Here is a 12,512-nt window from a genome sequence, read left to right on the forward strand (position 1 = left end):
CACCATCGTCAGGGGTCCCGTCGTGCGTCCAGACCCTCCCACCAGCACAAATCACCCCTTGACAGCCCCGCCGATCAGCAAACTTCGCGGTCTTGCAGCAAGACCTGGACCTCGTACGCCGTCGACAGCGACGGCATCGGCTCGTCCGCATCCGTCAAGCTTCCGCCGGGCGACTACTTCTCCGTGGCGCTGCACAGTGACTGGCAGCGCCCGTCCTACCTCCTGACCCGCTCCTTCAAAGTCGGCACGGCGGCCACGACGGTCTCCTTCGACGAGCGTGCGGCGAAAGAGACCGGCATCCGGGTCGACGACACTACTGCCACCCGTGAATCCTCCGCTGTATGGATCTCGGTGCCGGGGAACCAGCTCGCCGGATTCGCCGGGTCGGGTGCGGACAAGGTGTACGTCACTCCGTTCTCGCAGCCCGGTGCGGCTCTGCGGATCCACGACGTGCTCAGCCGCAAGAGCAGCACGGCGAGCACCCCGAGCCCCTTCCGGTACGACCTCACGCGCACCTTCCACAACACGGTGCCCACCGCTCCGTACGCGTCGGTGAAGCGGGCCTCGCTCGCGAAGACGATCACCCGCGTGAATGCCCCAGGCACCCGGACCACCGCCGTGCTGCAGACGGTCCCGGACGTCGGGGAGTGGACCGGCGTCTATGTCGGCTCGGCCGTGCCCGTGGCGGACGCGGTCACCGAGTACGTCACGCCCGGCGTCTCCTACAGCAGGTCGCTCTCCTATGGAACCGGCGACTACTCCCTGCAACTCCCGCCCCGCACCCTGGCCGCCGGAACGGCGCCCGCGGAGACCGTCGGAGCAGCGCCGCTGCAACCGCTCAGGACCGAGGGCGCAGGGTCCCAGCGGCGGGGCGACACCCTCAGGCTGAACGAATCAGGCGGTCTCGGCGACGCCGCGGGACACCTCGGCTACGACACCCGCTCTGCGGTCTCCTACCGGCTGACAAGCGACGGCGTGACCTACGCGGAGACCACCGGTGCTGCGATCAACCAGCCCCTGACGGCTCAGGTTCCCTCCGGTTCCAGGACGTACGCCCTGGAACAGACGATCAGCCACCGCGTGCCGTACCGGAAGCTGTCCACGATGGTGCGCAGCGAGTGGATGTTCACATCCCGCACCGCTTCCTCGGCGATCGCAGTGCCGCTGATCGACACCCGCGTGGAACTCACCGGACTCAACGCCGCGAATCGTGCCGCCACCACCACCCCGGTCACCGTCACCGCCACCGCCAGTTCGCGCGCGCCCTCGGCAGCGGCGTCGGTCACCGGCATCGAGTACTCCATCGACGGTGGCTCGACATGGAACTCACTGCCGCACACCGGCGGGACAGCGTCCCTGACGGTTCCCGCCACCGCGGCCCACGTCTCCCTGCGCGTCACCGCCACCGACGACCAGGGCGGCAGCCTGCGTCGCACCATCGAGCGCGCCTTCGCGGGGCCGGGTACCCAGGGTGACGAGACGGTCGGCTCCACCCGGATTTCGAAGATCGTGGTCAACGGCGGTAAGGCGGTCGAGTTGTCCGACCAGCCGCTGCAGGACTTCAAGGCGACATTCACCGCCACGGATTCGGCGGGCATCGCGAGCGGCGACATGTACCTCTACCACGGCTCGTACGACGCCCCGGACGGGGTGCTCTACGGTTCCTGGCCGGCGACCTGCACCAAGGCCGGCGCGACCAGCTCCTCGTGCGAGACCCATTTCGCCTACATCGCTCCCCGCTGGACCCTCGGTCGCAACGCGCTGGCCGGCACCTGGAAACTTGCGGCCTGGGCAGAGTCGGCGGACGGCAAGAGTCTCACCGACCTGCACGCCGCCGCGTCGGTGAATATCCAGCGCGACTCGGCTCTCACCGCCAACGCAGCGCCGGAACCCGTAGTGAAGGGCAAGACGATCACCGTCACCGGCAAGCTCTCACGCGCCAACTGGGAAACGGGCGGCTACCACGGCTACTCCGCCCAGCCGGTCCGGCTCCAGTTCCGCAAGAACGGGACGACGGCCTACACGACGGTGAAGACGGTGAAGACGGACGGCGTAGGAAACCTCAAGACCACGGTGAAGGCGTCGGTCGACGGGTATTGGCGCTATTCCTTCGCCGGCACAGTGTCGACCCCGCCGGCCACGGCGGCGGGCGACTTCGTCGACGTGCGCTGACGGCGGACCCGCGCATGGGAAGGCCCTGGCCACCGGACTCCGAACACCTCAGGTCCCTGCCAGGGCCTTCGCCGTCCCTGCCGCGATCACGCGTCGCTGGGGAAGAACTCGGTCATCTCATGTGCCACCTGGCCGGTCGACAGGGCTCGCAGGCGAAGTTGGTGACTGATCGCCCGGTGTCCCAGTCGAGGGAGGTGGCGAGGTCGAACACGAGGTAGCGGTGCCACCGCTCCCGGAGAGGCGTGCGGCCGGTTCATGCCCGGGTACAGGCCGCCCAGACAGCGGCCACCGCGAAGGAAGCCCATCGAGTGCTGCGTACCGCGCTCACGGCGGCCGTCCTTGAGGAGCTGATCACGCGCAACGTCGCCTCCCTGGTGGAGCCGCCCCGCGTGAAGCAGCGGGAGATCAGCCCGTGGTCACTGAAGGAGACCCTGTCCTTCCTGGAGGCCGCGCGCAGTGACCCGCTGTCCGCCGCGTTCATGCTGGCCATCTGCATGGGACTGCGGCGCGGTGAACTGGTGGGCCTACGCTGGACGGACGTGGACCTGGACAACCGGGTGCTGCACGTCCGCCACCAGACCCAGCGCCGCCGGGGCACGCTGTACGACGACGACCCCAAGACCAGGCGACGCAGGGTCGTGCCGATGCCCGCCCTGTGCGTCGCACCGCTGCGCTGGCACCGGCTGAAGCAGCGGGAGACGTTCGCCGATACGGGTGTCACATGGTCCGAGGGCGGCTCCTCCGCTCACGCATCGCGCACGCATCGCTCACGCATGAGAGTGGTGGGGGCGTTGCCTCGGCATGGTCGAGGGGGACGCTCGGCGACGACTCCAACCCTCGCGTGGGTGTTCTGGTGATCCCGGCCGGCGTCGATGTTTCCTACGCGGCACCGACGTGAATCCCAGTTCCTTCCGATTTGACTCCGAAGGCAGCTCTGTCAGTGTGGTTGGTGTCATGCCCTCCGCATCCAGCGGCTCTGCCCGCGAAGGCGCCGCCGGGGCCCTGATGCCGAACGGCGATCCAGTTCTCGCTGCCCGGTTCGCCGTCCCCCGCGTGCCGAAGACGTTCATTGAGCGGCCCCGCTTGGCCGAGCGACTCAGCCGGTCCCTGGCAGGTCCGGGCCGTTTGGTGCTGGTCAACGGCCCGGCGGGCGCGGGCAAGACGTTGCTGGTCGCCGACTTGGCCACCGCACCGGATCTGCCGGGCCCGGTGGTGTGGCTGACCGTCGAGTCCGCCGACAACGCCCCGGGGAACTTCTGGGCCTACGTACTTGAGGCCCTGCGTCACCATAGGGTCGCACTTCCCGACGCCATCGGCGTTCCTGCTTGCCCCGACGAGGTCGACGACTCGCTCCTGTCCCGGCTCGCGGCCTACCTGAACAGCCGGACCGAGCCGGTGATCCTCGTTCTCGACGAGTTGGAACGGGCGTCCGCGCCGGAAGTCGCCGAGGGGCTGCAGTTCGTGCTCCACCACGCGGGCGCGGGGTTGCGCCTGATCCTGGTCAGCCGGAATGAGCCTCTGCTGCCGCTGCACCGGTATCGCGCCGCAGGCGAAATGACTGACGTGCGCGGTGCCCACCTGGCATTCCGGCCCGATGAGGCGGCCGAGCTCGCGCGTCGCCATGGCATGTCCCTCTCGGACGAGGCGGCCCGTAGTCTCACCGAACGGACCGGTGGGTGGGCTGCGGGGCTACGGCTGTGCGTTCTCGCGGCGCAGCAGGCGGACGACCCGGAAAGGTTCCTGAAGGACTTCGAGACAGGGCAGAGCACGGTCGCGGACTTCCTGCTGGCAGAGGTGCTTCAAACCCAGTCGGATGCGTGCCAGGACCTGCTGTTGCGGACCAGTATCTGCGAGCGGACCAATCCCGGTCTGGCGAACGCACTCACCGGACGGGACGACGCCGCTCTCGTTCTGGCAGAGCTGGAGCGTATGAACGCGTTCGTCGAGCCGATCGGCCACTCGTGGTACCGGCTTCATCCGCTGTTCGCCGAGATCCTGCGCGCCCACCTGAACACCAGGCACCCCGGGCTTGAACATGAGCTGCACGGCACGGCCGCCCGATGGCTGAGCGACGCCGGACTGCTCACGGAGGCTCTGCCACACGCCGCCGACGCCAGTGACTGGATGTTCGCGGCTGATCGGCTCGTCGACGACCTGGCGATCGGGCAGATTTTCGCGGGACTGGACGCGGACCGTCTCGGCGAGCTGTTCACCAGGATGCCGCCGGACACCCCGGGCCTGGCCGCCGACCTCGTTCGCGCAGCCTGTGCACTCGCTCGGTCCGACATCGACCGAGGTCTTGCGGACCTGGGCCGGGCCGAGGAGAACCTGCCCCCGATCGAGGCACAGGGCGCGTCGGCCGCCCACCTGAGCTGCGCGTTGCTGCGCGTGCTGGTCGGCTGGCTCCTCGGCTCGCCGGACATGACCGAGACCGCTGCCCGACGAGCCGCGGAACTCGACACACCGGGGGTCCTCTCGAAGCGTCTGGCGGCGCATCCAGAGATGCGGGCGCTGAGGCTCGCCGCTCAGGGATCGGCTCAGCTGTGGGCAGGACGCTTCGGCGCGGCCCGCGCGGAGTTGACCGCTGCGGTGGAGGCGACCGACGGCCCCTCGACGGTCCTGCCCCAGCACGAGTCCCTGGAGCGGCTCGCCCTGATCAACTTCCTGGAGGGATGGCCGGGGCGGGCCGAGGCCCTCGCGCGGCGGGCGATCACGGACGCCGAGCGGGCCGGCATGCCACCCTCGGCGCGCACCTCGCTGGGGGAACTGGTGCTGGCGGCCGTCGAGACAGAGCGCGACGATCTCGCCACCGCCCGGGCGCGTCTCCACCGCGCGACCCTTCCTCCCGCATGCACACGTGATCCGATCATTGCGTCATGGCTGGTCGTCGTCCACTCGCGTCTGCTGCTTGCCGGGGGCAGCCCCGCCAAGGCCCTCCGCGTTCTGGACGACATGCAGGAGGTGCCGTCCACCGAGATCCCCTCACCGTGGGTGGACGCGCAGGTGGCGCTGTCCATGGCCGCCGCGCACACGGCCCTGGGGTGCCCGCAGGCAGCGGATGAGGCTCTGGACGGGTGGTCGGGCACCGGACCGGAGTGCGTGATCGCCTTGGCTCGTGCCCGGATGGCAGCCAGCGACGGGAAAGCGGCGTGTTCCCTCCTCGGCACCTTGCGCAGCTCCGAAGGCCAGGGACCAGCCGTCATCGTCCGGATCCTGCTGGTGCGGGCCGAGGCAGCCTGCATGCTGGGCCACGAGGCTACGGCTCATCGCCTTGTTACCCGCGCCCTGGCTGCCGCCCGCCCCGAGCGCCTGGTGCGTCCGTTCCTGGAGGCCGGCCCATGGCTTCGGGGGCTGCTCGACCGCCCGTCTGTTCTGGGGCAGGCACATGACTGGCTTCCGGCCGGTCTCGTCGCGGAGCCACGTGCGGTGCACACGAACGGGGACGCCTTCGTTCCCATGACTGATCCGCTCAGTGACCGCGAACACGAGGTCCTGGTCCTGCTGGCGCAGATGATGTCGACGGAGGAGATCGCCGTCGAGCTCTTCCTGTCCGTCAACACGGTCAAGACCCACCTGCGGAACATCTACCGCAAACTCGCGGTGACCCGGCGGCGTGAGGCGGTGCGCCGGGCCCGGGAGCTCCACATGCTGTGACGCCCTCGGGCGATCGGCCGATGTCACCCGGGCAGGGTGATGTACCGCTTCGTGCGACAGCACAGCATGAGTATCGAGGGCACGGAGGGACCAGACCTGCGAGGGATGCGCTCATGCGATACGAGATCCGCGTCGAGGGACAGATGTCGAGGACGCTGACCAACGCGTTTCCCGAGCTGGAGAGCTGCATCGTGTCCGGACAGACCCTGCTGTTCGGACAGGTCACTGACGAGGCGCATCTCTACGGGCTGCTCGCACGCTTCCAGTCGCTGGGCCTGCACGTGGTGGAGATGCGCAGAATCACCCCCTGAGCTGACAGGGATCCTCGGGAGTGACCATCGACTTGCCACGGCGGGTCCGACGTGCCAGCCGACCACCCGCGTCCGTCCTCACCATCGAGGGGCTGTGGGACCGGTCGCCGATGGCGCCAAGCAGGTGTTGGGCTCAGCGTTCCCGGGCTGAGTGCCCACCTCTGCCGCCACCATTCTTTGATGCAGGAAGTTCGCGAACGCCGGGACCTCTTCGCGCCTCGGGGTGTCGCAGCGCCCCCCGCAGGTTCGCCGAGCGCCTGCATGCCCCGGAACGAGGGCGATCGAAGCCTGCATGGGGCAGGCGGCCCCGATCCGGCTGCGGACTTCCCACTCGGTCGTGGGTACGGCCGCACATCGATGACAAGACGGGCCCAGGGGCGAGGAAAAGCAGCCGATGAGTGGTGAGCGTACCCAGTGGCCATGTCCTCTGCTGGCGTGAAGCTGCCCCTCGGCTCTCTCCCGCGATGAGAACCCCCGCTCCACGTCAACTGCGCCAACCGGTCGACCCCAGGGCGGGTCGGAGCCCGTTCTCCTAGGCGGCTGGGACGATACGCGCATGGTAACCGGGACAAAGACAGCTAAGAGTCCGGCAAAGGCGCGAACCGTTCTGCTGACACTCGCGGCGGGTCAGTTCCTGATGGCGCTCGACAGCTCGGTCATGAACGTCTCGATCGCGACGGTGGCCGAGGACCTGAGCACCACGGTGACGGGTGTCCAAGGCGCCATCACGGCCTACACCCTCGTGATGGCCATGTTCATGATCCCCGGTGGCAAGGTAGGGGCGCTCATCGGCCGCAAACGCGCGTTCATGATCGGCTGCGTCATTTACGGCTGCGGTTCGCTCACCACGGCGCTCGCACCGAACCTGACTGTGCTGCTGATCGGCTGGTCGTTCCTCGAGGGGATCGGAGCGGCACTCATCATGCCTGCGATCGTGGCGCTCGTGGCAGGCAACTTCGCGACCGAGCGCCGTCCCGCCGCCTACGGTCTCGTCGCCGCCGCGGGGGCCGTGGCAATCGCGGTCGGGCCGCTCATCGGGGGTGTCGCGACGACGTACTTCTCCTGGCGGTGGGTGTTCGCCGGAGAGGTCCTGGTGGTGCTCTGCATCTTGGTGCTCGCCCGCCGTGTCGCCGACGCGCCGGTCGGCGAACGAGCTCGCATCGATCTTGTCGGCGCCGTTCTGTCCGCGGCAGGGCTCGGGGTCTTTGTCTACGGCGTGCTCCGCTCCGACGAATGGGGCTGGTTCCAGCCGAAGCCCGACGCGCCCTCATGGCTCGGGATCTCGCTGGTCGTGTGGCTGGTGTTGGGCGGCCTCTTGCTGATCTGGCTCTTCCTCGGCTGGGAGGCCCGCATGGTGGAGCGGCACAGGGAACCACTCGTCGACCCGGCCATGCTGCAGAACAAGCAGCTCACCGGCGGACTGACGATGTTCTTTTTCCAGTACCTCGTTCAGATGGGCGTCTTCTTCGTCGTACCGCTCTATCTTTCGGTCGCCCTGGGCCTGTCCGCGCTCAAGACCGGGGCCCGCCTCCTGCCGCTCTCCCTGACACTGCTGGCCGCAGCCATCCTGATCCCCCGTTACCTCCCTGACGTCTCGCCGCGGCGAGTGGTGCGGCTCGGGGTCCTCGCGCTGCTTGCGGGCGCGCTGGTTCTGATGGCCGCGCTCCACGTGGACGCCGGCGCGGAGATCGTCACCATCCCCCTGCTCCTGATCGGGCTGGGCATGGGGGCGCTGGCGTCCCAGCTCGGGTCGGTCACCGTGTCCGCGGTGCCGGAAGCGCAGAGCGCGGAAGTCGGCGGCGTCCAGAACTCCGTCACCAATCTGGGGGCCTCGATCGGCACGGCGCTCGCTGGGTCGATCCTGATCGCGGTGATGACGACGTCTTTCCTCGCCAACGTTGAGGAGAATCCGGCGATCCCGTCCGAGGTCAAGAGCCAGGCGACTGTCGAACTCGAAAGCGGCGTGCCGTTCTTGTCGGACGCCCAGCTCGAATCCGCGCTCAACGAAGCGGGCACGAGCAAGGAGGTGACTCAAGCGGCACTCGACGCGAACGAAGATGCCAGGATCGACGGTCTGCGTGCCGCAGTCGCCATCCTCGCCCTCGCCGCGCTCCTCGCGATGTTCTTCACCTCACGGATCCCGACCACCCAGCCCCGATCGGCGAGGCCATAGCCGTATGACGGCTGGGGTACATGCTCTCCTTGCTCACCGCTCCGACGAAGAAGGCCCGGAAGGGCCAACGCCGAGGCCGGAGAATCCTTGCGCTGCCACGGCAGCCGACGCCGAACCCGTCGCCGTTTGTCGCCTCGACTGCCATCCGCGAGTGCAGGCTCTGGTCGATCAGCGAGTGGACCGGTTTGTAGAGCATGGTCTCAAGCAGGACAGCGGTTCCTGTGTAGGCGAGCCACCGGCACATCGGCCAGCCTCCCTTGTGTCTAGACCCCACCCTGCGGCGTAGGCGTCCCTCGACGGAGATGCGGCTGCGGCGGTTGCGCGACGCGTCGTCTCCACATGGCCTCGCCGAGTGGATTGCGCATCACCCAGGACCAGGTGAGTGACGTCTGGCTTGCCGACCGCTGGCGGGCCCGCGAGAAACCCCCACGGCCGGGGAATCAGTCGTCCGCAGGACGGAATCAGTAGTCGTTTTCCTGGCGGCTTGGTCCCACCCGCTCCGCGTCGCCGGCCTCGGCACGGCCGGAGGCGGCAAGGAGAGCGAGCAGGGCGAGCAGGACCAGCAGGACGACGACCAGCAGCAGGATGGTCAGAGCCGTCGGATGGTTCCACAAGGCGAAGATCAGCGCAAGGATCAGGAGGAGACCCAGCGTGGTCCACCGGCGATGGGCCTGGGTCCAGGTGCCCATCCGGCCGGTGCGGATGTGGTGACCGTTCGCCCACCGCGCGGCGGAGTCCGCGGCGCGGTCGGAGGTGCCCCTGACGGCGAGCGGCAGTCGTCCGGGGCCGACCAGATAGGCGCCGAGCGCGGTGACGATACCGAGCACGATCGCCGTGCGCAGGCTGACCTTCAAGAAGTTCAGCAGGGTGTCAAACGCAGCCGCCGCGGCGGCCTCCGACAGGACCTTGGGCGGCAGGTGGTCCAGGTAGTAGCGGCGGGCGACGACCAGGACGATGGCCACGATCAGGCAGGCGACGGCGGAGCCGAGAGCGGTACGGGCCAGGGTCCGGCGTCGTCGGTGGGCCAGCAGCACACCGGCTGCGCCGATGAGCACGACGATCACGGGCATCCAGTTCCCGATCGTGTCCAGCATGCGGGCGCCGTCGCGGATCTTTTCCAGCTGGTCGGACTGGAATAGCACAAGCTCTTTGTCAACCTCGGGGATCTTGGAGGCGGGGGACAGGCCGGCGTCCACGAGCTCCTGTTTGACTTGGTCGACGGCTTCGCCGACGTCGAGGGCGACCGTTCCGCCGTTCACCCCCACGGCGCCGCGGCCCTCGCCGGTGAGCGCGTCCACGACCGCGGTGTGGGCGGCCCGGTTGGCGTTCGTCCAGATCTGCTCGAAGCGGTCGCTCTCCACGAAGCGCGTGGCCACTTTCTCGACCGTGTCGTTGATGGCGGAGTCGAGCTGCGGCCCCAGCCCCTTCAATGCCTCGGCGGCGCGTGGTGGCAGCCCCTGGGACTGCAGCCAGGCGGCGATGTCGGACGTGACCTGGGTGCCGTCCACCCGGACGTCGGCGGCCTGTGTGATGCGCCTCACCGCCGCGTCCTCGATCGCGGGTTCCGAAGCCAACGGCGAGACCGTCGACACGTATCGGTCCGTGTCCAGCGCGATGTCGTGCACCCAGACTGTGAGCAGTGCGACCGGCACCAGGATGCAGGTGAGCACGATGAGTACGGCTGAGCTGATGTTCCTGATGATCCCCACCCACCCCAAGCCGCGCTTGGGCCCGCCCCCCGACGCATCACGCGTGACGTCCCGCGAGGCTGCGTCCGGCTCGGACCGCTCGTGTGGACTGGGCATGGAGACTCCGTGGAAATGAGGGATTGGCCTGCCCCCATTTCCACCGAGGCAGGGCGGTATGGCACGCCCGGGCGGGCCGTACGGGCGAGACACGGTCACTTCACCCACGGCGGTACTGCCGCGCCGCTGCGAAGGCCGGATCCTTGCAGGCCGGGCGCAGGTACGGGCCTCGTACATCTCAACTGCCGAAGGTTCCGTGCGGACGCACGCTCCATGGCCGTGGGCCGGAGCGGTCGTGGAAGGCGCGGACGTCAGCCGCACAGTTCAGTCATGCTTCTTCGAGTCCTGTCGGCGTCGGCCCGCCTCGACGGCCTTGACCACCACCCGGGCAGCGACCCCCACCAGCAGGATCCCGCCGACCATCTGGATGATCACCATGACGCGTGCCGTCTCGGTGTGTGCGGTGACGTCACCGAAGCCGACGGTGCTCACCACGGTGAGCGCGAGATACAAGGCGTCGGTGCGGGTGAGGGGCTCGGTGAAGCTGCCGGGTGTGGCCCGCTCCAGCAAGAAGTACGAGGTGGCGAAGAGCAGTACGAACAGGGGGACGACGGCGGCGAGCGATTCCACGGCCCGCAGCTCAGGACGCGGGGAACGGGCGATCGCACGAACCTGCCAGAGGAACAGCGCCGTCACCCCGATCAGACCAACGACGAGACCGGTGACCGTTCCGCCGTCGAACCGCGTGTCCATGGGCAGCGTGTAGTAGGCGACGACCAGCCCGGCCGATACAACGATCGCCCGCGCCACTGTCGGCAAGGCCGTGCGCGGGCCAGGTTCTGCACGGTCACTTTTCATGTTCCTCAGCCTTCCGGATTGCTGTCAGGCCCAGCCGCCGCACCCGGTTCCAGATCATCGGAGGTTTGCTGCGCGGCACGCCGGGGCGGTCACGGGGAACCCGCACGCGCAGAGCGCCCGGGCGGATCCGGCACCGGACCGGGGTCGACAGGTTGAGGGCCTCGCCGTCCACGCCGACCGGGATCGCGTCGGCATCGGCCTCGATGACGACCTCCCAAGCGGTCAGCTGAGCGAGCCCGGGCGCCCCGGGGCCGCAGAGCACCCTCGCCGCCTGCGCCGCACTGCCGACCTTGACGCCCAGCACCCCGAGAACACCGGAGTCCAGCCGCTCCCGGTGGCCCAGACCCGCCGGGTCGTATGTCCGGTACGGGTTGTTGCTGACCAGTACGGCCTGCGGCTGCTCGACGGTCACGCCCCCTGCACGCATGCCCAGGCGCGGGCCGTTCCGGTGCGCGAGCAGATCGGGCAGGATCCGCAGGGGGGTGCCAACCTTGTCGTTACGGTAGGCGGGGCTCCGCACGACGGAGGCGTAGGCGCCGAACGACGCGTTGTTGACGAATACCCGGTCGTTGATGACACCCAGGTCGACGCGGAGCTCGACGCCGTCCCACCACACGCCCGCCGCCGTCAGCGCTGGCCCGGCTGCGCCCACGAGGAGGAGCAGCAGGCTGTCGAGCCCGGCGAACAGCAGCACGACGATCGCCCCGATGCCCCCCGTCACAGCCACGCGTGCGACCCAGCGTGGTGCGAGCACGAAACGGCTTTTGGACATGTCGGCCTCCCACAGGGCGGGTGTACTCCTCCATGTCACCGTGGGCGCTCCGGACTGACATCACCCGCACTGGGGGACCTCCGCACGGAGCGCCCCTCGCACAGGCCGAACGGGCCTCGTGTCTGTGGGTAGGTGTGGCAGCAGGTCCCATGGCGGCCTCCGGCGATCAGAGTCGTTCGCCTGCGCAGGATTCTGGTGGCGGGTAGGCGAGGCAGTACGCCGCGTGTCGGGACGTCGGCGCAAGTTCTGCGCACAACCGCTTTCGCCGAGCAGCCGAGCATGTCGGTGGCACTTTGGCAGCCGCTCCGCACCGCAGCCTCCGAGGCACTGCGGAATTCGGCTGCGGACGACCGGACGATCACCCCTTCCGGGTGAGGCACTCCACGGCGGACCACGCTGTCATGAAGGTGCACGACACCACGCCCAGAAGGGAACTTGACCCATGGCCCAGAAAGAGACAGGCGCCGAAGGCGTCACCGCCCTCGCCGAAGCGGACGCCCCCGTATTTGAGACGCTCGTCCAGATGACCCTCGACACGTTCGAACGTTCCGGGCTGGACGAGGAGGCATACCTTCTCGCGCGCATCGCCGCCCTGGTGGCCATGGACGCCTCCGCACCCTCCTATCTCCTCAACATCGGCACCGCCGCGGAAGTCGGGGTGCCGCTGGAGAAGATCCAGGGAACGCTCGTGGCGATCGCGCCTGTGGTGGGCAGCGCGCGGGTCGTGTCCGCCGCACGCGCCATCGGCGAAGCGTTCGGACTCGACATCAGCACCGAGGACCAGTTGCGGCAAAGCGACCGGGACCGCCCGTGAGCCCCGCCCGCCT

At 68.9% G+C, this 12,512-nt stretch carries 8 protein-coding genes and 3 pseudogenes; 6 read left to right on the plus strand and 5 right to left on the minus strand.

Going from position 1 to position 12,512, the window contains the following annotated elements; translation table 11 throughout:
* Positions 1 to 2,172 (plus strand): hypothetical protein (locus ACFU5K_RS15810; protein ID WP_384061330.1); only part of this gene is annotated, 2,172 nt, incomplete at its 5' end.
* A gap of 148 nt (positions 2,173 to 2,320) precedes the next feature.
* Here ACFU5K_RS15810 and ACFU5K_RS15815 read toward each other — a convergent pair.
* A pseudogene (locus tag ACFU5K_RS15815) lies at positions 2,321 to 2,413 on the minus strand (ECF transporter S component); the annotation flags it as partial.
* A 1-nt stretch (position 2,414) separates the two neighbouring features.
* Here ACFU5K_RS15815 and xerC point away from each other — a divergent pair.
* The 4 genes and pseudogenes from xerC to ACFU5K_RS15835 all read left to right on the plus strand — a co-directional run.
* Positions 2,415 to 2,909, plus strand: a pseudogene (gene xerC / locus ACFU5K_RS15820) (tyrosine recombinase XerC); the annotation flags it as partial.
* Positions 2,910 to 3,126: 217 nt separating this feature from the next.
* Positions 3,127 to 5,826: a LuxR C-terminal-related transcriptional regulator gene (locus ACFU5K_RS15825; protein ID WP_384061333.1), complete on the plus strand. Its 2,700-nt coding sequence runs from the start codon at positions 3,127 to 3,129 to the stop codon at positions 5,824 to 5,826.
* Between the two features lie 113 nt (positions 5,827 to 5,939).
* Complete coding sequence (locus tag ACFU5K_RS15830; protein WP_384061335.1) at positions 5,940 to 6,137, plus strand: hypothetical protein; 198 nt, start codon at positions 5,940 to 5,942, stop codon at positions 6,135 to 6,137.
* 556 nt (positions 6,138 to 6,693) lie between these two features.
* Positions 6,694 to 8,310 (plus strand): MFS transporter, encoded by a 1,617-nt coding sequence (locus ACFU5K_RS15835; RefSeq protein WP_384061338.1) that lies wholly within the window; start codon positions 6,694 to 6,696, stop codon positions 8,308 to 8,310.
* Positions 8,311 to 8,404: 94 nt separating this feature from the next.
* Here the strand turns inward: ACFU5K_RS15835 and ACFU5K_RS15840 are convergent.
* The 4 genes and pseudogenes from ACFU5K_RS15840 to ACFU5K_RS15855 all read right to left on the minus strand — a co-directional run.
* A pseudogene (locus ACFU5K_RS15840) lies at positions 8,405 to 8,554 on the minus strand (class II glutamine amidotransferase); the annotation flags it as partial.
* 217 nt (positions 8,555 to 8,771) lie between these two features.
* Positions 8,772 to 10,115: a hypothetical protein gene (locus ACFU5K_RS15845; protein ID WP_384061341.1), complete on the minus strand. Its 1,344-nt coding sequence runs from the start codon at positions 10,113 to 10,115 to the stop codon at positions 8,772 to 8,774.
* Between the two features lie 264 nt (positions 10,116 to 10,379).
* The gene (locus ACFU5K_RS15850) at positions 10,380 to 10,913 is read right to left on the minus strand and encodes a potassium channel family protein (protein ID WP_384061343.1); all 534 of its coding nucleotides are present in this window, start codon (positions 10,911 to 10,913) and stop codon (positions 10,380 to 10,382) included.
* A complete protein-coding gene (locus tag ACFU5K_RS15855; protein WP_384061346.1) occupies positions 10,903 to 11,685 on the minus strand; it encodes a diacylglycerol/lipid kinase family protein in 783 nt (260 codons plus the stop codon). The genes ACFU5K_RS15850 and ACFU5K_RS15855 overlap by 11 nt, the downstream gene beginning before the upstream one ends.
* A 442-nt stretch (positions 11,686 to 12,127) precedes the next feature.
* Between ACFU5K_RS15855 and ACFU5K_RS15860 the strand changes: the two genes are divergently transcribed.
* Positions 12,128 to 12,499: a carboxymuconolactone decarboxylase family protein gene (locus tag ACFU5K_RS15860; RefSeq protein ID WP_384061348.1), complete on the plus strand. Its 372-nt coding sequence runs from the start codon at positions 12,128 to 12,130 to the stop codon at positions 12,497 to 12,499.
* Positions 12,500 to 12,512 lie beyond the last annotated feature (13 nt).

The sequence above is a fragment of the Streptomyces sp. NPDC057428 genome, from assembly GCF_042803195.1.
In the GTDB taxonomy this organism is placed as follows: domain Bacteria; phylum Actinomycetota; class Actinomycetes; order Streptomycetales; family Streptomycetaceae; genus Streptomyces.

What these genes read in the sequence shown, in the direction of transcription:
- ACFU5K_RS15850 (WP_384061343.1), bottom strand. Translation starts at nt 10,913, where the DNA reads ATGAAAAGTGACCGTGCAGAACCTGGCCCGCGCACGGCCTTGCCGACA.
- ACFU5K_RS15860 (WP_384061348.1), top strand. Translation starts at nt 12,128, where the DNA reads ATGGCCCAGAAAGAGACAGGCGCCGAAGGCGTCACCGCCCTCGCCGAA.
- ACFU5K_RS15825 (WP_384061333.1), top strand. Translation starts at nt 3,127, where the DNA reads ATGCCCTCCGCATCCAGCGGCTCTGCCCGCGAAGGCGCCGCCGGGGCC.
- ACFU5K_RS15830 (WP_384061335.1), top strand. Translation starts at nt 5,940, where the DNA reads ATGCGATACGAGATCCGCGTCGAGGGACAGATGTCGAGGACGCTGACC.
- ACFU5K_RS15835 (WP_384061338.1), top strand. Translation starts at nt 6,694, where the DNA reads ATGGTAACCGGGACAAAGACAGCTAAGAGTCCGGCAAAGGCGCGAACC.
- ACFU5K_RS15845 (WP_384061341.1), bottom strand. Translation starts at nt 10,115, where the DNA reads ATGCCCAGTCCACACGAGCGGTCCGAGCCGGACGCAGCCTCGCGGGAC.
- ACFU5K_RS15855 (WP_384061346.1), bottom strand. Translation starts at nt 11,685, where the DNA reads ATGTCCAAAAGCCGTTTCGTGCTCGCACCACGCTGGGTCGCACGCGTG.